This window comes from Streptomyces sp. NPDC033180 (assembly GCF_055577645.1).
Map to the genome: position 1 here is coordinate 23,707 of NZ_JBVIPU010000020.1, position 20,487 is coordinate 44,193.

18 protein-coding genes and 2 pseudogenes are annotated in these 20,487 nt (G+C 69.5%); 7 read left to right on the forward strand and 13 right to left on the reverse strand.

Annotation, left to right across the window (positions count from 1 at the left end):
* Positions 1–15: 15 nt before the first annotated feature.
* Genes ACZ5WE_RS35280 through ACZ5WE_RS35295 form a run of 4 tightly spaced genes read right to left on the reverse strand, consistent with a single transcriptional unit; the run spans position 16 to position 3,016 of the window.
* Positions 16–1,350, reverse strand: coding sequence for an NADH-quinone oxidoreductase subunit D (locus ACZ5WE_RS35280; protein ID WP_467695289.1), 1,335 nt, complete (start codon positions 1,348–1,350; stop codon positions 16–18).
* Positions 1,350–2,084, reverse strand: a complete 735-nt coding sequence (locus ACZ5WE_RS35285) for an NADH-quinone oxidoreductase subunit C (RefSeq protein ID WP_467695291.1) — start codon at positions 2,082–2,084, stop codon at positions 1,350–1,352. The genes ACZ5WE_RS35280 and ACZ5WE_RS35285 overlap by 1 nt, the downstream gene beginning before the upstream one ends.
* Positions 2,081–2,635, reverse strand: coding sequence for a NuoB/complex I 20 kDa subunit family protein (locus ACZ5WE_RS35290; protein WP_160506582.1), 555 nt, complete (start codon positions 2,633–2,635; stop codon positions 2,081–2,083). The genes ACZ5WE_RS35285 and ACZ5WE_RS35290 overlap by 4 nt, the downstream gene beginning before the upstream one ends.
* Before the next feature lie 21 nt (positions 2,636–2,656).
* Positions 2,657–3,016, reverse strand: a complete 360-nt coding sequence (locus ACZ5WE_RS35295; protein WP_003992243.1) for an NADH-quinone oxidoreductase subunit A — start codon at positions 3,014–3,016, stop codon at positions 2,657–2,659.
* A gap of 977 nt (positions 3,017–3,993) precedes the next feature.
* On the opposite strand from ACZ5WE_RS35295, the gene ACZ5WE_RS35300 reads away from it, so the two are divergent.
* A complete protein-coding gene (locus ACZ5WE_RS35300; protein ID WP_467695293.1) occupies positions 3,994–4,809 on the forward strand; it encodes a C40 family peptidase in 816 nt (271 codons plus the stop codon).
* A gap of 99 nt (positions 4,810–4,908) precedes the next feature.
* Here ACZ5WE_RS35300 and ACZ5WE_RS35305 read toward each other — a convergent pair whose 3' ends face one another.
* Both ACZ5WE_RS35305 and ACZ5WE_RS35310 read right to left on the reverse strand, forming a co-directional pair.
* Positions 4,909–5,235: a putative quinol monooxygenase gene (locus tag ACZ5WE_RS35305; protein ID WP_467695294.1), complete on the reverse strand. Its 327-nt coding sequence runs from the start codon at positions 5,233–5,235 to the stop codon at positions 4,909–4,911.
* A 112-nt stretch (positions 5,236–5,347) separates the two neighbouring features.
* Positions 5,348–6,637 (reverse strand): geranylgeranyl reductase family protein, encoded by a 1,290-nt coding sequence (locus ACZ5WE_RS35310; RefSeq protein ID WP_467695296.1) that lies wholly within the window; start codon positions 6,635–6,637, stop codon positions 5,348–5,350.
* Positions 6,638–6,734: 97 nt separating this feature from the next.
* On the opposite strand from ACZ5WE_RS35310, the gene ACZ5WE_RS35315 reads away from it, so the two are divergent.
* Together ACZ5WE_RS35315 and ACZ5WE_RS35320 are read left to right on the forward strand one after the other, a co-directional pair.
* Entirely contained in the window at positions 6,735–7,259 is a 525-nt protein-coding gene (locus ACZ5WE_RS35315; protein WP_467695298.1) for a GNAT family N-acetyltransferase, read from the forward strand.
* A 110-nt stretch (positions 7,260–7,369) separates the two neighbouring features.
* Positions 7,370–7,648: pseudogene (locus ACZ5WE_RS35320) on the forward strand (PASTA domain-containing protein); the annotation flags it as partial.
* A 23-nt stretch (positions 7,649–7,671) separates the two neighbouring features.
* Here the strand turns inward: ACZ5WE_RS35320 and ACZ5WE_RS35325 are convergent.
* The 7 genes and pseudogenes from ACZ5WE_RS35325 to ACZ5WE_RS35355 all read right to left on the reverse strand — a co-directional run bounded on the left by ACZ5WE_RS35325 (position 7,672) and on the right by ACZ5WE_RS35355 (position 17,142).
* The gene (locus tag ACZ5WE_RS35325; protein ID WP_467695436.1) at positions 7,672–9,957 is read right to left on the reverse strand and encodes a hypothetical protein; all 2,286 of its coding nucleotides are present in this window, start codon (positions 9,955–9,957) and stop codon (positions 7,672–7,674) included.
* Positions 9,958–10,203: 246 nt separating this feature from the next.
* Positions 10,204–10,272: pseudogene (locus ACZ5WE_RS35330) on the reverse strand (zinc-ribbon domain-containing protein); the annotation flags it as partial.
* A 218-nt stretch (positions 10,273–10,490) separates the two neighbouring features.
* The gene (locus ACZ5WE_RS35335; RefSeq protein ID WP_467695300.1) at positions 10,491–11,183 is read right to left on the reverse strand and encodes a demethylmenaquinone methyltransferase; all 693 of its coding nucleotides are present in this window, start codon (positions 11,181–11,183) and stop codon (positions 10,491–10,493) included.
* 283 nt (positions 11,184–11,466) lie between these two features.
* Positions 11,467–12,066 (reverse strand): hypothetical protein, encoded by a 600-nt coding sequence (locus tag ACZ5WE_RS35340; RefSeq protein ID WP_467695302.1) that lies wholly within the window; start codon positions 12,064–12,066, stop codon positions 11,467–11,469.
* Positions 12,067–12,073: 7 nt separating this feature from the next.
* Positions 12,074–13,273, reverse strand: coding sequence for a cyclic dehypoxanthinyl futalosine synthase (mqnC, locus tag ACZ5WE_RS35345; protein WP_467695304.1), 1,200 nt, complete (start codon positions 13,271–13,273; stop codon positions 12,074–12,076).
* A 71-nt stretch (positions 13,274–13,344) separates the two neighbouring features.
* Positions 13,345–14,058, reverse strand: coding sequence for a prepilin peptidase (locus ACZ5WE_RS35350; protein ID WP_467695306.1), 714 nt, complete (start codon positions 14,056–14,058; stop codon positions 13,345–13,347).
* Positions 14,059–14,154: 96 nt separating this feature from the next.
* A complete protein-coding gene (locus ACZ5WE_RS35355; protein WP_467695308.1) occupies positions 14,155–17,142 on the reverse strand; it encodes a BTAD domain-containing putative transcriptional regulator in 2,988 nt (995 codons plus the stop codon).
* 438 nt (positions 17,143–17,580) lie between these two features.
* Between ACZ5WE_RS35355 and ACZ5WE_RS35360 the strand changes: the two genes are divergently transcribed.
* From ACZ5WE_RS35360 to ACZ5WE_RS35375, 4 genes are read left to right on the forward strand one after another with little or no spacing between them, the layout of a single operon-like run.
* Entirely contained in the window at positions 17,581–18,231 is a 651-nt protein-coding gene (locus tag ACZ5WE_RS35360; RefSeq protein WP_467695310.1) for a hypothetical protein, read from the forward strand.
* A complete protein-coding gene (locus ACZ5WE_RS35365) occupies positions 18,219–19,316 on the forward strand; it encodes a hypothetical protein (protein ID WP_467695312.1) in 1,098 nt (365 codons plus the stop codon). The genes ACZ5WE_RS35360 and ACZ5WE_RS35365 overlap by 13 nt, the downstream gene beginning before the upstream one ends.
* A gap of 15 nt (positions 19,317–19,331) precedes the next feature.
* Complete coding sequence (locus tag ACZ5WE_RS35370; RefSeq protein WP_467695314.1) at positions 19,332–19,916, forward strand: barstar family protein; 585 nt, start codon at positions 19,332–19,334, stop codon at positions 19,914–19,916.
* 41 nt (positions 19,917–19,957) lie between these two features.
* Positions 19,958–20,392: a hypothetical protein gene (locus ACZ5WE_RS35375; RefSeq protein WP_467695316.1), complete on the forward strand. Its 435-nt coding sequence runs from the start codon at positions 19,958–19,960 to the stop codon at positions 20,390–20,392.
* The last annotated feature ends 95 nt before the right edge of the window (positions 20,393–20,487 follow it).

A 20,487-nucleotide genomic window follows, 5' to 3' on the forward strand; every position in this document is an offset into this window, starting at 1 on the left:
GGGAAGGAGTGGTGGTCACCGGTCGACGCCTCCCATCACGGGGTCGATGGACGCGACGGCGACGATGACGTCAGCGACCTGGCCGCCCTCGCACATCGCCGCCATGGCCTGCAGGTTGGTGAAGGACGGGTCGCGGAAGTGGACCCGGTAGGGGCGGGTGCCGCCGTCGGAGACGACATGCACCCCGAGCTCGCCCTTGGGCGACTCGACCGCGGTGTACGCCTGCCCGGCCGGGACCCTGAAGCCCTCGGTCACCAGCTTGAAGTGGTGGATCAGGGCCTCCATGGAGGTGCCCATGATCTTCTTGATGTGATCGAGCGAGTTGCCCAATCCGTCCGGGCCGAGCGCCAGTTGCGCGGGCCAGGCGATCTTCTTGTCGCCGACCATGACCGGACCCGGCTCCAGGCGGTCCAGGCACTGCTCGACGATGCGCAGCGACTGGCGCATCTCCTCCAGGCGGATCAGGAAGCGTCCGTAGGAGTCGCAGGTGTCGGCGGTCGGCACGTCGAACTCGTAGTTCTCGTAGCCGCAGTAGGGGTCCGACTTGCGCAGGTCGTGCGGCAGGCCCGCCGAGCGCAGGACGGGTCCCGTGGCGCCGAGGGCCATACAGCCCGCGAGGTCGAGATAGCCGACGTCCTGCATACGGGCCTTGAAGATGGGGTTGCCGGTGGCGAGCTTGTCGTACTCGCCGAGGTTCTTGCTCATCTTCTTCACGAACTCGCGGATCTGGTCCACCGCGCCCGGGGGCAGGTCCTGGGCGAGCCCGCCGGGCCGGACGTACGCGTGGTTCATGCGCAGGCCGGTGATCAGCTCGAAGATGTCGAGAACGAGTTCACGATCGCGGAATCCGTAGATCATGATCGTCGTCGCACCCAGCTCCATGCCGCCGGTGGCGATGCACACCAGGTGCGAGGAGAGCCGGTTGAGCTCCATCAGGAGCACGCGGATGATCGAGGCGCGGTCCGGGATCTGGTCCTCGATGCCGAGGAGCTTCTCGACCCCGAGGCAGTACGCCGTTTCGTTGAAGAACGGCGTCAGGTAGTCCATGCGCGTGACGAACGTCGTGCCCTGCGTCCACGTGCGGTATTCGAGGTTCTTCTCGATGCCCGTGTGCAGATAGCCGATGCCGCAGCGGGCCTCGGAGACGGTCTCGCCCTCGATCTCCAGGATGAGCCGGAGCACACCATGGGTGGAGGGGTGCTGCGGACCCATGTTGACGATGATGCGCTCGTCGTCGGACCGGGCCGCGGACTGGACGACCTCGTCCCAGTCGCCGCCGGTGACTGTATATACAGTCCCCTCGGTCGTCTCACGAGCGGAAGCGTGGGAAGTTCCCTGAGTGGCAGACATCAGCTGTACGACCTCCGCTGGTCCGGAGCCGGGATCTGGGCGCCCTTGTACTCGACGGGGATGCCGCCGAGGGGGTAGTCCTTGCGCTGCGGGAAGCCCTGCCAGTCGTCCGGCATCATGATCCGCGTCAACGCCGGGTGACCGTCGAAGATCAGGCCGAAGAAGTCGTACGTCTCGCGCTCGTGCCAGTCGTTCGTCGGATAGACGGCGACCAGCGAGGGGACGTGCGGATCGGCGTCAGGGGCACTGACTTCGAGCCGGATCAGGCGGTTGTGGGTGATCGAGCGCAGGTGGTAGACGGCGTGCAGCTCGCGGCCCTTGTCCTCGAGGAAGTGCACCCCCGAGACGCCCGTGCAGAGTTCGAAGCGCAGGGCGGGGTCGTCGCGCAGGGTCTGGGCGACCCGGACGAGGTGCTCGCGCGCGATGTGGAAGGTGAGCTCGTCACGGTCGACGACCGTCTTCTCGATCGCGCTCGTAGGCAGGAGCCCCTGCTCTTCCAGGGCCCCCTCCAGCTCGTCCGCGACTTCGTCGAACCAGCCGCCGTAGGGGCGCGCGGAGGCGCCCGGCAGGGTGACCGTCCGCACGAGGCCGCCGTAACCGGACGTGTCGCCGCCGTTGTTGGCGCCGAACATGCCCTTGCGGACCCCGATGACCTTGCCGGCCTCGTCGCGGGGAGCCGGGACACCGTTCCCGTTCCCGTTCCCGTTCAGATGCTCGTCGTGCGAGTCGCTCACCGCAGCAGCCCCTTCATCTCGATGGTGGGGAGCGCCTTGAGGGCCGCCTCCTCCGCCTCGCGGGCCGCTTCCTCGGCGTTGACCCCGAGCTTTCCGCCCTGGATCTTCTGGTGGAGCTTGAGGATGGCGTCCATCAGCATCTCGGGCCGCGGCGGACAGCCGGGCAAATAGATGTCAACAGGGACAATGTGATCCACACCCTGCACAATCGCGTAATTGTTGAACATCCCGCCCGACGAAGCGCAAACCCCCATGGAAATGACCCACTTGGGGTTGGGCATCTGGTCATAGACCTGCCGCAGGACCGGCGCCATCTTCTGGCTCACACGCCCGGCCACGATCATCAGGTCGGCCTGACGCGGTGAACCGCGAAAGACCTCCATGCCGAAGCGAGCCAGGTCATAACGTCCGGCTCCCGTCGTCATCATCTCGATGGCGCAGCACGCGAGGCCGAAGGTCGCGGGGAAGACGGATGACTTGCGCACCCAGCCCGCGGCTTGTTCGACGGTGGTCAGCAGAAAACCGCTCGGCAGTTTCTCTTCGAGTCCCATGCTCTTTGGCCCCTCAGACCTTTAGTCCCATTCCAGGCCGCCACGCCGCCATACGTACGCGTACGCGACGAAGACGGTGAGCACGAAGAGCAGCATCTCCACGAGCCCGAAAATCCCCAGCGCGTCGAAGGTGACGGCCCAGGGGTAAAGGAAGACGATCTCGATGTCGAAGACGATGAAGAGCATCGCCGTCAGGTAGTACTTGATCGGGAATCGCCCGCCGCCGGCCGGAGTCGGCGTCGGCTCGATACCGCACTCATACGCCTCGAGCTTGGCGCGGTTGTACCGCTTTGGACCGATAAGCGTGGCCATGACCACGGAGAAGATCGCAAAGCCTGCCCCGAGGGCTCCCAGCACGAGGATGGGCGCATAGGCGTTCACGCTCCTCGCTCCTCTCAGTCGGCACTGACTGTTGGCGGTTGCATCGGACCGCGACCCACGGACCGCGACCAACGAAGATCGCTTACATGTGAAGCAGGTCACAAGCCCAACTGCCCCGCATCTTATGCCCGCCGGTCTGTGATCTGCGACACGGGGTGCGACAACGGCTTTGTGATCTCCACCACCTGACGAAGGATCATGAAGTCGGATGAGCGGTGATCTTCATACGCGAAGCGCCTGAGTGATCACCAGAGGTGACATCTCAGCGAGTTACCGCTGGTCGGGAGGGGGTCGCCCTATCAAGCGTTGGCCGCCACAAGCAAATTGGTGCTGGACGCACCGGCTTGATAGTGGCGGCTCATTCACACTTTGGCGGGAGAGGTGTGGACGGGAGTGGACAACTACGGACGCGTGCGCCGATTCACGAGCGCCGGAGGGCGACATCCGCGCGAAGGCGACCTGAGAGTGAATCGCCACCTCGCCGACACCGGTCGGTGCCGGTCGGTGCCGGTCGACACCGGTCGGTGCCGGTCGGTGCCGGTCGGTGCCGGTCGGTGCCGGTCGGTGCCGGTCGACACCCTCCGGCACCGACCCGTCGTCGATCCACCGTCGATTCGCCGTCGATCCGTCACCGATCCCCCATACGGGCAACACCCCTGAATTCTTCGGGAGATCTCAGGAAGGTCTCGGCCGGATCTCAGGGAGATCCCCTAGGGCTACACCTGTGACCTGCGCCACACACCCATGCGCGGCGAAGAAACCGGGCTTGGCCAACCGGCTCAACCGGTGGTAGACCACGGGCAATTCGGGCGTATCACAGAAAACCCATGATCACAGGCGTGATCGCCGTTGTCCGCATTGCCCGTTACGGCGTCAATAAGAAGTGACACGCCCGGGATTCGCGGCCTTCGCGAGCAACTGTGGCGCAGCCCACGTTTCTTGATGGGAACCCTGACTCCCTGATAGCGGTTGTTCTCATGTCCCACACCGCTCACATACCCAGCCACCGGAAGCCCCGTCGTAGCGCCTCGAAGATGGCCCTGCGCGCCGGAGTTGCCGGTGGCGTCCTCAGCACCCTGGCAGTGGCCGCGGCCGCCGGCACGGCGAACGCCGCCGAGCCGGTGACCGAGACCATCGAAATGCCCACGCTCACCGCGGACCTCTCCACGCAGATCGCGCAGTCCGCTGAAGTCACGCAGCAGACCGCCGACAGCTACGAGCTCCGCGCCGAGCAGGACGCGGCCGCCGTGAAGGCCGCCAAGCAGGCCAAGGAAGACCAGGCGAAGGCCGAAGCCAAGGCAAAGGCCAAGGCGAAGGCGGAGGCCGCCGCCAAGAAGAAGGCGGAGGAGGAGCGCGCCTCGCGTTCCTCGGAGCGCACGGCGCTCAGCGCCACCGGCGGCTCCAGCGCCTCGTCCGCCGATGTGGCCGCCCCGGCCAGCGGCAGCGTCGGCTCGGTCATCAGCTTCCTCAAGGCCCAGCTCGGCGACGCGTACGTCATGGGTGCTTCCGGACCCAACGCCTGGGACTGCTCCAGCCTCGTCCAGGCCGCGTTCAAGCAGGCGGGCGTGGACCTTCCGCGCGTCTCGCAGGACCAGTCGGTCTCCGGTACGCCGGTCTCGCTCGACAGCGTCCAGGTGGGCGACATCCTTTACTGGGGTGGCGCGGGCTCCGCGTACCACGTGGGTGTGTACATCGGTAACGGCCAGTACCTCGACGCCGCCAACCCCGGCAAGGGCGTTGTCATCCAGGACCTGTCGGGCTACCCCGCCGACGGAGCCGTGCGCGTCCTCTGAGGGCCTCACAGCACCGCGTAGCAACAAGAAGGGCCGGGAACCCCCTCGAGAGGGTTCCCGGCCCTTCTGTGCGCTTCTGGTGAAGAAGAGCCGCGTGCCTCAGCCCTTCGGCGAGAGCTCGCCCATCTCGGACCAGCTGTTGCCCGGGATCTCGGTGTGGATGATCTCGGGCTTCGAGGCGATCGCCTCGGACATCGTCTCCATGGCGGCCTTGAAGTGGTCGGAGCCGACGTGCGCGGCGCCCGCCTCCTGCGAGGCGAAGCCCTCGAGGAGGACGAACTGGTTGGGGTCGTCGACGCTGCGGGACCAGTCGTAGAAGAGGTTGCCCTCCTCCGCGCGCGTGGCCCGGGTGAACTCGGCGGTCCGCTCCAGCCAGGTGTCGGCGTGCTCGGGGCGGATGGTGAACTTGACGGCGATAAAAATCATGCCGCCAGCCTCGTACCACCCACGGGGTAAGGCAAATCGGACAGAGCCTCACGCCCACAGACAGGCACGCCCACAGACGGGCACTCCCACAGACAGGCACGCCCACAGACGCTCACGCCTTCGGCGCCACCTTGCTCAGGCCGTTGATGATGCGGTCCATCGCGTCGCCGCCCGTCGGGTCGGTGAGATTGGCCAGCATCTTCAGCGTGAAGCGCATCAGCATCGGGTGCGTCAGGCCGCGCTGCGTGGCGATCTTCATGACCTTCGGGTTGCCGATGAGCTTCACGAAGGCGCGGCCCAGCGTGTAGTAGCCGCCGTAGGTGTCCTTGAGGACCTTCGGGTAGCGCTGGAGGGCGAGTTCGCGCTGGCCCGGGGTCTGCCGGGCGTGCGCCTGGACGATGACGTCCGCCGCGATCTGCCCGGACTCCATGGCGTACGCGATGCCCTCGCCGTTGAAGGGGTTCACCATGCCGCCCGCGTCGCCGACCAGGAGCAGGCCCTTGGTGTAGTGCGGCTGGCGGTTGAACGCCATGGGCAGGGCGGCGCCGCGGATCGGCATCGTCATGTTGTCCGGGGTGTAGCCCCACTCCTCCGGCATCGAGGCGCACCAGGCCTTGAGCACCTCGCGCCAGTCGAGCTCCTTGTAGGCGGAGGAGGAGTCGAGGATGCCGAGCCCGACGTTCGACGTGCCGTCGCCCATGCCGAAGACCCAGCCGTAGCCGGGAAGGAGCCGGTCCTCGGCGCCCCGGCGGTCCCACAGCTCCAGCCAGGACTCCAGGTAGTCGTCGTCGTGGCGCGGGGATGTGAAGTACGTACGGACGGCGACGCCCATCGGACGGTCGTCGCGGCGGTGCAGACCCATCGCGAGCGAGAGCCGCGTCGAGTTGCCGTCGGCGGCGACCACCAGCGGGGCGTGGAAGGTGACCGGGGTCTTCTCCTCGCCGAGCTTGGCGTGCACGCCCGTGATGCGGCCCGTGCGGTCGTCGACGATCGGGGCGCCGACGTTGCAGCGCTGGTGCAGGCGGGCGCCCGCCTTCTGCGCCTGGTTCGCGAGCTGCTCGTCGAAGTCGTCGCGCTTACGGACCAGGCCGTAGTTGGGGTAGGCGGCGAGTTCCGGCCAATCGAGCTGGAGCCGTACGCCACCCCCGATGATGCGCAGGCCCTTGTTGCGCAGCCAGCCCGCCTCCTCGGAGATGTCGATCCCCATGGACACCAGCTGTTTGGTGGCGCGCGGCGTCAGGCCGTCGCCGCAGACCTTCTCCCTGGGGAACGCGGTCTTCTCCAGGAGCAGTACGTCGAGTCCGGCCTTCGCCAAGTAGTAGGCGGTCGTGGAACCGGCTGGCCCGGCCCCGACGACGATCACATCAGCGGTGTGTTCGGTGAGGGGCTGGGGCTCGGTCACGGCGGGTTCTCCCCAAGGCTCGAAATCTGTGTGCCGACGGGCACGGGTTATGGGCAGTCTATGCAGCGGTACCGATCAGCCAGCCGAAGGGCCACCCGTGACAAAGCAGGCACTGCCGACCAAGACCCTGCCCGCCGTACAACTGCGTGTCCCGACGCACGAGGACGCGTTCGTCTGGCACCGGCTCTTCGACGACCCGGAGGTCATGGAGTTCTTCGGCACCGGCACGTCGGCCGAGCTCTCCGTGTACGAGGAGCTGACCGCCCGGCAGCGCAGACACGACGCCGAACTGGGCTTCTGCCTGTGGACGTTGCTCGACGCGGACGGCGAGCCGATCGGCTTCACCGGAGCGCAGCCCTGGCCGAACGACTGGGGACCCAGGGGCGAGATCGAGATCGGCTGGTGGCTCACCCGCGCCGCCTGGGGGAAGGGGTACGCGAGCGCCGCCGCGCAGGCCACCCTGGAACGGGTGCGCGCGGCGGGCGTGCGCGACGTGGTGGCGATGGTCGACGTCCGCAACGCACGGTCCGTGGCCGTGACCCGGCGGCTCGGCATGGAACTGGCCGACACCTTCACGACGCCGTCGAAGCGGGAGGCCCACACCTTCCGGCTCGCGCTGTAGCGGGTCTACCCTGCCGGTACCGCCCGGGGGTGACCTCTGTGCCGAAGACGCCCAGGACAGCTGCGACGGACGAGACAGAAGAAGTGCGCGTGCCGCGGCTGGTCGGTCTCATGGCCGTGGACGCGCGTGAGTCGGCGGCGAAGCACGGCCTGGTGCTCGCGGCGCCGGACCGCCCCGACTTCCACCGGGTCGTCCTCGCTCACGTGGTCCGGCAGTACCCCCTCCCCGGCATGTGGATCCCGCGCGACGCCGTCGTCACCGTCTGGCTCGATCTGGGCCCCGGCGAGGGCGAAGGCGGCGCGGGCGTACGCGAGCCCCGCCGCCCGGGACCTCCGGACGGCGGGCTGCGGCAGGAACTGGACGAACCGGGGAGCGAGGTCGGCGCCGTGCTCCAGCGCGTCCGCGCTCTCCTTCAGCCGTTGAGCCGCCAGTGTTCCAGCGCGGTCCGGTGGATCTTCTCGCCCTCGCCCACGGGCCAGAAGTCAGCGCGCCAGGAGAGCAGGATGGCGTACTCGGTGCCGTTGTCCGCGACGTAACTCTGGTTCAGCGCATGGATCTCGCGCCCCGACATGTCGGTGTAGGTGTACTCCCAGATCGCGCCGCCGCGCCCCTGGAAGGTGTTCGGCTCGAGCCGGATCCGCTGGTAGTCCGACTTCTTGGGGTCCTTCTTGGCGTCCTTCTCGATGGTCGTGAAGTTCTCGTACGAGGTGTACGTGGCGTTCGGTACCACGCCGACGATGAACCCCTCCGGGCCGGTCGATCCGGCGTACACGATCTGGCCCGGCCGCTCCTCGCCCTGCCGGGTCCAGCCCTCGGGCACGGCGAACTCGAAGCCGCTCACGTCGGACACCAGGTCGGAGCCTGCGGGAAGTCGGGCGCCGGGGGCGTCGTCCACGGCGTCCGGGCTCGCGCTCGGCTCGTCCGTGGGCGTCTCATCCGTGGGGGTGGCCGGAGGGGACGGCGAGGGCGGATTCGTGGGGTCCTGGGACCGGCTGACGGCGGGCTTGTCGTCCTTGCCTCCCGCCTTGTCGGCCGTGCCGTCGTCGTTGTTCTGCCAGAGCAGGACACCGGCCGCGATACCGCTGCCGATGAGGAAGGCTGCGGCGAGGGTGCCGACCCAGAGGGCGGTGCGGCGGGACCCGGGCGTCGCGGGGGGCTGTTGGCGCAGCTGGAAGGTGTGGGGGTCGTAGGCAGCAGGGGCGTGGGAGGGGTTCGCGGCCGGGTCGTAGGCGGGCTGAGAAGCGGGGGCGAACCCCGGCGCCGACGCGTCGGTTGTGACGGGGCCGACAGAACCGACAGCGCCCTCGGTGGGCGCGGTGGCCACGGAGCCGGGCGTGCCGGACGCACCCGCCGGGGCGCTCGGCATCGGCGGGACCTGTGGCACGGGCGCCGCGCCGATCCCAGCCCGCTGCCCGAGCACCTGCAGCAGGAAGGGCGCGATGAGCGCGGCGGCGAACACCCAGAGCAGCCCGAACAGCAGCGCGTCCGGCACGCTCACGCCCGCCTCGAAGCTGCCGTTGCCCGATCCGCTCCCACCTGCGCCACCGCCGAACTCCGAGGACGCGCTCCCGGTCGCGTCGACGCCGAAGCCGCCGATCCCGGCCAGGAGCAGAAAGAACCCGAAGAAGACGCCAGCGGCGAGCAGTTGCTCTCCGCGGTGCGCGGTGCGGCGCGCGGCCAGGAGGCCGAGGACCAGCGCACACACGAGGCCGAGCGCCAACGCCCCGACGGTCGCCCAGGCGTTGGTGACGTCACCCAGCTCGGAGAGCCCGAAGGACTCACTCTCGTAGCCACCGCCGTACGCCGAACTGCCGCCTTCCACCGAGGCCTTGAGCGGCGCTCCCCACCCGAGGCCGAGGGCGGCCACGCCTAGGTTCGGCAGCAGGAGCAGGGCGATGAGCAGCGGGGACACATCGGCGTCGTCGAGGTCGGTGAGGCCTTCGAGGTCGTCGATCTGGGCGAGGCTGATGAACGCGACGACCGAGCAGAGGGCCAGCACGATCGCGAGCGCGCGCAGGGCGGTGCCGGTGGCACGGAACGTCGCCCGCCAGCCGGGCCGTCCGGCCAGCCAGGGGGCCAGATCGTGGCGGTGCAGCACACCGCAGGAGACGGCGACGGCGAGTACGAGGGCGCCGAGCGCGGCGAGCACCGGCGACGAGGAGAGCTCGACGCCCTCGATCTCGGGCTGCGCGAAGAGGCTGAGCACGAGGGTGGCCGCGGTCACCAACAGGCTGACCCGCACGGCCGCTTCGAGTCCGGACGTGCCACCGCCCTGCCCTTCGGCGCGCAGGAGAACACGTCTGCGCAGGATGCGTACGCCGATGAAGAGGGCCCCGATCCACAGGGCGGTGGCGGTGAGCGGAATGAGGTGCAGGGTGGCGCTGCCGTCGAAGGCGACGTCGACGCCGGAGCTTTCGCCGCCGAAGAGTGACGACTGCTGCCGCTCGCTCCCGGAGATCTCGAAGCCGCCGCCCACGGCCTGGAGCAGCAGTGCGAGGGCGATCCGGAGCCGGTCGCCGAACCCGACGACGACGTCGCCCTCGTCCTGCCCGTACGAGGGAACGGCCAGCGCCACGGCCGCGACGAGCACCAACCCCACGGGCCACAGGGCGGCTTGGGCAGCCCCGGCCCAGTCGCCCCGGAGCGCCCGTCCGAAGAAGGCGCCGAGCGGGGAGGGCCCGGCGGGAGCCGCGGGCACGGCGGGCGCCCCCGGAACGTATGCGGGCGGGGGCGGGAGGGCGGGCGCGGGGAGGGACGTTTCAGTGAACCCGGGCCCAGCGGGGGGCGCCTCGCTGCCGGGTGCGTCGGGCTCAGGGGCTTCAGGGGCCGCCGACGCCGCCGACGCCGCAGGGGGGTCCTCCCCCGCAGACGTGGGAACGCCCAGCTCTGCCGCAGGCAGTTCCGCGGGCCCCGCGTCCACCGTCGTGTCACGCGGGCGTTCACGCCCGCACTTCATGCAGAAGCGGGCCTCGTCAGGGGTGGGTGCCCCGCAGTGAGAGCAGTACGACGCCATGGGAACGCTCCGTCATTGGGGAGATGACCAGATGGAACCGACCCGTGCCGAGTGATCCCGCGGCGGCCGATGCGAAAGAGCGGCTTCGCATCGACTCCGTCGCGTCGGCGGAGTCGTATCACAACGGACACATCTTGCCCGGCGGCTGGTTCCCGTCAACTCGGGTCACACCGCAGGATTCTGCGCGCGCCCCGTCCAGGCGTGGAAAGGCCGCAGGCCTAGGCCTTGAAGCCCCGGTGCAGGGCCACGATCCCACCCGTCAGATTCCGCCACGCCACCTTCGACCAGCCCGCGTCCCGCAGCCGCGCGGCCAGCGTCGACTGGTCCGGCCAGGAGCGGATGGACTCCGCGAGATAGACGTACGCGTCGGGGTTGGAGGAGACCGCGCGCGCCACCGGCGGCAACGCCCGCATCAGGTACTCCTCGTAGACCGTGCGGAACGGCGTCCACGTGGCGTGCGAGAACTCGCAGATGACGACCCGGCCGCCGGGCTTCGTCACGCGGTACATCTCCCGCAGCGCATCGTCCGTCTCGTGGACGTTGCGCAGCCCGAAGGAGATCGTGACGGCGTCGAACGTGTCGTCCTTGAACGGCAGCTTCGTCGCGTCCCCGGCCGTGAACGGCATCCAGGGATGGCGTCCCTTGCCGACCTGGAGCATGCCGAGCGAGAAGTCGCAGGGCACGACGTACGCGCCGGCGCTGGCGAACGGCTGCGACGAGGTTGCCGTGCCCGCGGCGAGGTCGAGCACCTTCTGCGCGGGGCGCGCGTCGACCGCCTTCGCGACCTCCTTGCGCCACAGCCTCGCCTGCCCGAGCGACAGCACGTCGTTCGTCAGGTCGTACCGTTCCGCGACGTCGTCGAACATGGAGGCGACTTCGTGCGGCTGCTTGTCCAAGGAGGCTCGGGTCACCCGGCCATTGTGTCAGGCCGGTCTTCTGCCGTGGCCGCGCCCTGCTTCGCCTGCGGCGGGCTCTTCTCGCCTGCGGCGGGCTCTTCTCGCCTGCGGCGGGCTCTTCTCGCCTGCGGCGGGCTTCCACGCGGGAGCGTCTGCCCGGTGCGGGGCCGTCGGCGGGTGCGGGCTTGTTGTGGTTGCTCGCGCCCACGCGGCGGAGCCGCATATCGACACAGCCCCGCGCCCCTGAGGGCGCCCCCGCGGGGCTGTCCTCAGCTCAGCCAGTCTCAGGTCTCAGGTCTCAGCGCGCCCGGTACACCAGGCGTCCGCCCACCACCGTCGCCACGCACGTTCCCGCGCCCCGGCGCACCAGTTCCGCGCGCGTGGGCACGTCGAAGATCGCGAAGCGGGCCGGGGCGCCCTCCCTCAAGGGGGGCAGGAGGACCAGTGGGGTCGGGGACAGGGACACCGGGCCCGACAGCCGCGGAGGGCGCCGGCCGATCGCCAGGCCCGCCCTGCGGACGGTGTCCAGGACGGGCCGTGCCTTCAGCTCGCCCGCGACGGCCACCGTGCCGTGCGCGAAGAGACGCTGCACGCCGCGTCGCGCGCTGGCGCCCAGGCGGGACGGGTCGGCCCGGAAGATGGCCCGCGCGCGCTCCCCGCCGATGGGCTCCGTGCCGAACTCGTCGGCCTCGCGCGGGTCGGGGTGGTAGGTGGCTTCGAGGAGTTCGGGGCCGTACGGGTTGAGCAGGCCCGGCAAGAGGATGCCGGGCCAGCGCCGGACGCGGGCGGCAGGGTGCGCTGCCGCCAGCCCCTCGTACGGGCCGACGGCGGTGACGCTCGCCCCGTCGACCAGGACCGCCGACTCCGGTGAGCGTTCGGCGACGTGAAGTGTCAGCACGGCAGCCTCAGTTGGAGGCGAGGAGCTTCAGCTCGGGGTGGGCCGTGCCGCCCTCGATCGCCGTGGAGGAGATGTGCGAGGCGACGCGGTCGTCGGTCGGGTCGTTCGCCGGGTCGTCGTGCACGACGAGGTGCTCGTACGTCGTGGCGCGCTGGGCCGGGACGCGGTCCGCGGTGCGGATCATGTCGATCATGTCGCGCAGGTTGTTGCGGTGCTTGGCACCCGCCATGGAGACGACGTTCTCCTCCAGCATCACGGAGCCGAGGTCGTCCGCGCCGTAGTGCAGGGTGAGCTGGCCGGCCTCCTTGCCGGTGGTCAGCCAGGAACCCTGGATGTGGGCCACGTTGTCGAGGAAGATCCGCGAGATCGCGATCATGCGGATGTACTCGAAGATGCTGGCCTGCGTCCGGCCCTTGAGGTGGTTGTTCTCGGGCTGGTACGTGTACGGGATGAAGGCCCGGAAGCCGCCGGTCCGGTCCTGTACGTCGCGGATCATCCGCAGGTGCTCGATGCGCTCGGCGTTGGTCTCGCCCGTACCCATGAGCATGGTGGAAGTGGATTCCACCCCGAGGTTGTGGGCGATCTCCATGATCTCCAGCCAGCGCTCACCGCTCTCCTTGAGCGGGGCGATGGCCTTGCGCGGGCGGGCCGGGAGCAGCTCGGCGCCGGCACCGGCGAAGGAGTCGAGCCCGGCGGCGTTGATCCGCTGGATCGCCTCCTCGGCGGAGACCTTCGAGATGCGCGCCATGTGCTCGATCTCGGAGGCGCCGAGGGAGTGGATGACCAGCTGCGGGTAGTTCTTCTTGATCGCCGAGAAGTGCTCCTCGTAGTACTCGACGCCGAAGTCCGGGTGGTGCCCGCCCTGGAACATGACCTGCGTGCCACCGAGCTCGACGGTCTCGGCGCAGCGCCGCAGGATGTCGTCGAGGTCGCGCGTCCAGCCCTTCTTGGTGTCCTTCGGAGCGGCGTAGAAGGCACAGAACTTGCAGGCGGTCACACACACGTTGGTGTAGTTGATGTTCCGCTCGATGATGTACGTCGCGATGTGCTCGGTCCCGGCGTACCGGCGGCGGCGGATCGCGTCGGCGGCGGCGCCGAGCGCGTGCAGCGGGGCGTCGCGGTAGAGGTCGAGCGCCTCTTCGGCGCTGATCCGCCCACCTGCGGCGGCACGGTCGAGGACGGACTGAAGGTCGGCCTTCTCGGTCACCGGGGCGTCCCTTTCGTAAGGGTTGTGGGCGGACGGATTCAGCGTACGCCAGCCGAATCCGGCACCCGACGTCAGGCGGCGTACGCCCCCATGAGCAGCCCCACGAACGCCCCGCCGATCAGGAACGGCCCGAACGGGATCGCCGTCCTGCGTCCGGCGCGGCGGGCGATGACGAGCCCCGCCCCGTAGAGGGCGGCGAGCAGGAACCCGGCGAACGTGCCGAGCAGCACCGCGCCCCACCCGTACCAGCCGAGGACGGCGCCCAGGCCGAGCGCCAGCTTCACGTCGCCGAAGCCCATGCCGTTCGGGCTGATGAGGAAGAGCACGAAGTACGCGCCGCCGAGCCCCAGCGCCCCGTACAGCGCGTGGATCCAGGAGCCGGCGTGTTCGGGCAGCAGTGCGGCGCCCCCGAGAAGTACGAGCGCGGCCGCGGCGAGCGGCAGGGTGAGCACGTCGGGCAGCCGGTGCACACCGAAGTCCACGACGGCCAGCAGTACGCCGACGGGCGCGAGCAGCAGCCAGACGGCCAGCTCGGGCCGCGCGCCGGTGGCGGCGGCGAGGGCGGCGCAGATGAGGGCGGTGGCGGTGGCGACGCTCGTGGTACGGGGCCCGAAGCGGTCTCCTCGCGGACAGCGCGCGAGCCCGACCCAGCCGCCGAGAGGATGTCCCTCGGGGCAGCTGTCCCGCCAGCCCTCGTCGGGCGACACGGACAGCCGGTAGACGGCACGGGGCACGAGCAGCCCGGCGACGACGCCCCAGAGGGCGCCGCCGATGATGAGCGTCACGTACAAGAGGTCCGTCCCCCGTTGTGGGCAGGCGTTCCGCAAGGCGGAACGGGTGGGCACAACGCCGAAGCTGCTGGGTTCCGACGCAGCCGGGCGTCAGCTGACAGCGGTGAGCCCACTACGCCAGGTAGGAAGCAACTCGTCCAGCAGAGCCTCGGTCCGGGGCGGCACGCCCCGAGCCCCACTCCGGGCAACGAGGTCAGCGGCCACCTGCTGAAGGCGACCCGGGTCGCCCACCGCATGCGTGGCCCGCAGCAACTCGTTCCAGAGCCGCTCATCCCCCGGCGAAGAGTTCAGCGCGGCGTTCAACGCCTCGATGGCCTTCTCCGCGCGCCCCTTCTCCAGGTGGAACTCGGAGAGGGCGAGCCCGATGTCGGCGACGAGCAGCGGCAGCTGCGCGTCGATGATCTCGTGCGTGAGCCACGCGTACCGCCCCTGAGGCCGGTCCGCGAGCAGCGGCCCGCGTACGAGCACCAGGGCATCGGTGAGCATCCGTCCCCGTACGGCCCGGCTGTTGGCGCCCCGCCCCTGAGTCGCCTCGTGGTACAGCGACCGCAGCACATCCAGATCGGACACCACGGACTTCGCGAGCGTGAGCCGCCCGCTCCGGTCGGCCCGCAGCCGGGGCGACCCGTCGGGCTCGGTGCCGAGCCACTCCCGCAGCCGGTCGACGAGCGCGTCCCGCACGTCCTCGGTGACACCGCGCGGCCACAGCGCGGAGGAGAGCACCCGTGGGTGCACACCCTCGCGGTGCAGCAGGAGCAGCGCGAGCGCCTCGTGCATCAGCGGGCTGCGCTCGCCGTCCGGCGTGTCGAGGCCGATGATCTCGTACGTACCGACGAGGCGCGCGTAGACCGCGGGCCGCCCCTGCTCGGTGACGTCGACGAGGAACGGCGGGGTGGCGGCCGTACGACCGGAACCGGGGCCGGAGGCGTCGCCCTCACCGGGATCGGCGTCGACGAACAGCTCCACGACGGCTCGCTGCTGGGCCTCGGGCAGCGTCTGAGCGTCCAGTTCGAGCCCGAGCAGCGGGGCGAGCAGCTTGCCCTCGGGGGTGATCTCCATCTCCCACGCGGCGCCCGGCAGGTCACCGGACTCGGTGCCGACGAGGTATCCGATGCCCAACCTGCTCGCGTCGGCGGCCAGTTCGGCGAGCTTCACCGCGTCGTCCCCTTCGGGCTCGGCGGCGAGCAGCACCAGGTGCGGCGCCCAGCGGGTGTGCTGGGCGGGCCCCGTACGACCCGTGAGCACGGAGTCGTGTCCGGCCGCCCCCAGGGCTCCGCGCCGCTGCCGCGTCTCCGCCTCCATCGTCTCGATGAGCGCCTCGATGTCGTCGAGGTGCCGCAGACGGTTGGGCGCGAGCGGCGTCAGGTCCTGCCCGAAGCCGACGAGGGTGATGGTCATGCGGTCGGACCAGCCGTTGGTGGCGAGCTCGGCGGCCACGGAGGCGAAGACGGCGGCGCGGTCGGCCTCGGTCCCGCTCAGCGACACGACACCGGGCACGGCTTCGAGATTGAGCAGCAGCCGCGAGTCATCGAGCGTTCCGAGGCTCACCAGGCCCGGGTAGGGAGCGGCGGTGTCCACATCCTCGTACCGCTCGGCGTCGGTCCGCGCCAGCATCCAGAACGTCTGGTCCTGCCCCAACTGCCAAGGAGCGGGCGGCCGTCCGGCGGGCTGGGCGAGCTGGAGATGCAGATCGCCGTTGCTGAGCCAGGCCGCGTACACGGTGGGCAGCGCCCGGGACTCCTCGGCGAGCGCGGCGGCGAGCCCCCGCAACGACAGATCAAGAAGGCGTACGCCCTCGGGGTCGGCGCCCACGAGCAGCGCGTCCATCGCGTCGGCCGCGCCCCCGGTCGGCGTCGGCGGCTCCATGCCGCGACGGCCGCCGACGGCGCCCATGGCCGACTGCCACAGCGCGTGCCGGCGGCGACGGCCGAGCGCGCCGAGGAGCCCGGCGGCGAGGAGCGGGGCGCCGATGAGCGCCTCGGGCAGCCCGAAGGAGAACCCTTCGGACTCGCTGCCGCTGCTGGCGACGGGGGCTTCCCGCTGCCCCTGCCCCGCACCCTGGGAGGGCCGCTGCTCGGGAATGGTGATGTGCGCGGTGTCACGGTCACCGGAGCCGCTGCCGCCCTGCTGACCGCCGCCCTGCTCGTGGGCGCCGCCACCCTGCTGGTGGTCCCCGGACTTGGCGTAGTCGGAGATCTGCTCCTTCACGTCCTGCGAGACCTTGGGCGCCTCGTCGGGCATCTCGACGAGCTCGCCGCCGTGTGCGTCCGCGGGCATCTCCATGATCCAGCCGGGCCGGATGAGGCTGGCCTCGGACAGTCGCGACCCGTCGGGCTGCTCGCGGTCCTTGTTGAGCTGGTAGATCTCCTTGTACCGCCGCCCGTCTCCCAGGTGCCGCTCGGCGATCTCCCACATGGAGTCGTGGTGACGGCCCTCGGGCGGCTGGATCCGGTAGTACTTGGTGTCTTCGCTCTTGCTGCCGTCCGCGTGGGCGGCAGCCTGCTCGGCCTGCTCGGCAACGGCACTCGCGGCGCTCCCGGCCTGCTCCTGGCCGAAGAGACCGCCGGGCGTCTGCTGGGCGGAGGCGGCGGACGCGGGCTTCTGATTCCCCTCCAGCGACTGCCCGAACTGCGAGAGCCCCGGCGCGAAGCTGGCCGCGGTGGCGCCCACGAGAAGCAGCGCGGCGACAAGCTGACGCGCGAGCAGCTGACTGCCACCGGCACCGGGAACGCGACCCGGCATCCCCACCCCGGAGAGCGCGGCCTTCACCTCGACCAGCACACAGGCGGTGAACTGGGCCCAGGCGAGCCAGACGACCACCGTCAGTACGTTGATGAACGTCCCGACCGTGATCTCCTGCTGCAACCAGTCCAGCGAGGGCGCACCGCCCGGGAGAGGCCACCCCACGGCGACCGCGAGGGCACCGGGCACGCCGAAGACGAGCGCGGCCAACGCGACAAAGGCGAGGAACGCCTTGGCGAAGTCCCCGAACGTACGTCGACGCCGGGGCAGCGGCTGCGGCGTCCGATTCCGTGGAGCCGACGGGCCGCCTGTCGAACTTGAAGTGGTGCGCGCCATGGCGGGTGTCCTGTTGTCCTCTGAGAGGGAGCGGATGGAGGTCTGGGATCAGCGGTACGTCTGTGCGCTGAGCGTACTGAGGCGATGGTACGGAAGGGGCCGGAGGTCAGACAGGGGTATCGGCCTCCAAGGGACTGCCGCGCACACCCGTTTACGACCGAGTTGCCCCATAAGCCCAACTCTCCCTCCAGGGCTCCGCCTGGGGATTGGCTGCCCGGGACAGGCATTCATCGCCACGCGTCACAGTTCCGGCACGGATTCGCTGCGCCCGCGTAGCACTTGAGGACCGTCCATTCCTGTTCGCTTCCGTCATCACACCGGACGCGAGAACCTTCACACGGCCCACCAGTACTGGAAACCCACGCCTGGTAGCGTCGTCCGGCTCCATTCTCTCCTGCACACATGTCGAACTCTGCCGAACTCTGGGGGACTGCAATCGTGGCCCGTCGCACCCTGCCCGTCATGACCGCGCTGGTGGCGAGCGCGGCCCTGCTCCTGACCGCCTGTGGAGGCGGCGGGAGCGATGACTCCCCGAACAAGATCGAGGGGGCGGGACAGGGGGCGGACAAACCGTCGACTTCGCCGTCGGCCGAGGACGGCAGCCCGGACGTCAGTGTGCCCAAGGACCTGAAGCTGATCTTCGACTTCAGCAAGCCTTCGGACCCGAAGCAAGCCGCGGCGGTCGACAACGCGGGCAACTACATCCGCGCCCTGAAGCACGGCATCGTGCAGCAGGACCCGAATGACCCCGCGTACAAGTACTACTCGGCCGCACAGGCGGCCCGGTACGCGAAGGGCCAGATCAACACGTGGGTCAAGGGCGGCTGGGTGCCCACCGGAACGGACCGCTACTTCAAGTCCGAGGCCACCGAGCTGGGCGGCGGAAAAGCCGTCCTCGTCACCTTCTGTCGCAACCAGGCGAAGTCCTTCAGCAAGGACATCAAGGGCGACAAGATCCACTACGGCAAGGAATCCCTCGACAGCTACCAGAAGTTCAGCGTGCTCATGAGCCCGCCGAAGGGCGACGTCAAGGTGTGGAAAGCGCAGACGATCGAAGTCCAGGGGAGGGTCAAGGAATGCCGCGGATGACCAGGAACCTTCGCGCACGGCAGTGGCTCGCGGCGGCCGGCGTGGCCGCCCTGGCGCTGGGATCCGCAGGAACGGCGCATGCCGACGACATCCCCGGCGGCACCACGCAGCCACCTCCCGCCCCGGTGGAGGGTGGCGCGGACAACAACGGGAACCTGTCCGCCAAGACCTCCCAGATCAAGATCAAGTACCTGAGCGGCGGGGGCGGCGACGGCAAGAAGGGCAACCTCGCGCCCATCGACCCCAACTGGGAGCCCCCGGCCTGCTGGTACGAGCCGGCCTTCACGCCCGCACAGCTCAAGGATTTCGCGGAGAACGACGGTGGCGGCGACGTCGGCATCCACCAGTCGTGGTTCGGCAACGGCCTCTGGACCGACCACTACAGGGACGGCAAGCCGGAGGACAACTTCGACCTCCACTCGCCCACGAACAGCGTCGCCGAGGGCTACAAGGACTACAACGAGGGCAAGAAGGGCTACTTCTGGCGCGGCGTCGCACCGGACCCCTCCGACCCGAAGTCCTGGGACTGCGGCCGCATCATGTTCTGGGTGGACGCGGGCGAGATCCCGGACGACCCGAACGCCCCTACTCCGGAGATGCTCGCCGAGTACGCGTACGACAAGGTCAAGGTCCCTGACACCAAGGTCGAACTGAAGCCCGAGGCCAAGTCGACGGTGAACCTCCCCACGTGGGCCTGGCTGGACAAGGGCACCTTCAAGGACGTCAAGGTCCGCGCGGAGCTCCCGAACACCCCGCTCTGGGCGGAGACCACGGCAAAGCCGAAGAGCCTCCACCTGGAACCGGGCACGGCGGACGCGGAAACCTTCCCGGCATCCGGCGAGTGCAAGATCAACGACGACGGCAGCATCGGCACGCCCTACACCAAGGGCAAGTCGAAGCAGGACCCGCCGTGCGGCATCAAATACCTCCGGGCAACCGGCGGAGAGCCGTACCAGCTGAAGGCATCCATCACCTGGGAGATCTCCTGGGAAGGCACGGGCGGCGCGGGCGACACCATGCCTGACGGCACCTTCGAGACGACCCAGGACATGGACGTCCAGGAAATCCAGTCGATCAACCGCTGATTCAGGTCCTCCCCCATGGGCAACCTCACTCGGCGTCGCTCACCATGGGTCGTCTTCACACGCCGTGACGACCCATGGCTGAGTACGGAGGCCGCCGAGCTCCAGAAGCAGGGCGGACGCGTGATCCGCCTGGACGGCAGGAAGCTGCGCGAGCCGGACATCCTGTTCGGCACCTTTGCCCGGGAGCTCTGCTTCCCTGGCCACTTCGGCCACAACTGGGACGCGCTCGTGGACTGTCTCCATGACTGGCACGGCCACGGGGCGGACACGAAGGACGTCGCGGTCCTGATCGAGCACGCCGACTGCCTGCTGAGCGCCGAATTCCTGGGGCGCTTCGTCTCCGTTCTCTGCCAGGCAGCCTGGAAGGCCAACCTTCAGCTCGACGCCGATGGAGTACCCGACCCACACACCGCGCCCTTCGTTCTGCATTTCGTCTTCCTCCTCGACAGCACCCCGCCCGGCGCCTTCGCCACGGCCGTTGCGAACGGCATGGACGTCGGCGTGGAACTCGAAGAGGGGCGCTTGAGGGCGACATCGACCGGCGAGGACTGGCCCGACGTCGGCTCGGAACCAGGCAGATCACCACCAGCGTCCCAGTAGACCTACTGCCCATCGGCCCGAAGGAACCGCAAGGAACAGGCATGGGGTATACCGATCACGACCATGTGCGGGAATGGCTCGCGGACCACGACCACCGGATTCTTGATCCCGCGTACTCCGCCACATTGGAACGCTACCTGGAGACCCTTCCCTGGGCATCCAGCCGGATCCGGTGGGCAGCCGTCCCTCATATCGAGATCGACGAGGCGCCTTCCGACGACCCGGACTTCACCGAGGCCTGGGGAAAGACTCCGCTTGGCGGCCATCCCTTGGTGCTGATCATGTACAACAGCAGCGAACCGGCCATCCTCTGCCGCACCGAGGACGCGTTGCAGGACATCGACGTGCTGTACCTGCGCGCTCCCGGCCCGCGCTGTTTCTGCGGAGCGGACTCCCAGGGCGGCGAAGTCACGCTCTTCCCCGAGCATTTCGCCGAGTACGACATCTCGGGCCTCACCTTCCATACATCCCAGTAGTCCACGGTCCACATGGGTGCACTCCCGCCCCGGACGCCACTGAACAGGCCATACTCGTCTGAGTACGCAGCGAGCCGGAACACCAAGAGGGGGAG

Excerpts from the sequence above, each read along its gene's own strand:
- ACZ5WE_RS35280 (WP_467695289.1), bottom strand. The coding sequence starts at position 1,350 with ATGTCTGCCACTCAGGGAACTTCCCACGCTTCCGCTCGTGAGACGACC.
- ACZ5WE_RS35290 (WP_160506582.1), bottom strand. The coding sequence starts at position 2,635 with ATGGGACTCGAAGAGAAACTGCCGAGCGGTTTTCTGCTGACCACCGTC.
- ACZ5WE_RS35300 (WP_467695293.1), top strand. The coding sequence starts at position 3,994 with ATGTCCCACACCGCTCACATACCCAGCCACCGGAAGCCCCGTCGTAGC.
- ACZ5WE_RS35305 (WP_467695294.1), bottom strand. The coding sequence starts at position 5,235 with ATGATTTTTATCGCCGTCAAGTTCACCATCCGCCCCGAGCACGCCGAC.
- ACZ5WE_RS35355 (WP_467695308.1), bottom strand. The coding sequence starts at position 17,142 with ATGGCGCGCACCACTTCAAGTTCGACAGGCGGCCCGTCGGCTCCACGG.
- ACZ5WE_RS35365 (WP_467695312.1), top strand. The coding sequence starts at position 18,219 with ATGCCGCGGATGACCAGGAACCTTCGCGCACGGCAGTGGCTCGCGGCG.
- ACZ5WE_RS35370 (WP_467695314.1), top strand. The coding sequence starts at position 19,332 with ATGGGCAACCTCACTCGGCGTCGCTCACCATGGGTCGTCTTCACACGC.
- ACZ5WE_RS35375 (WP_467695316.1), top strand. The coding sequence starts at position 19,958 with ATGGGGTATACCGATCACGACCATGTGCGGGAATGGCTCGCGGACCAC.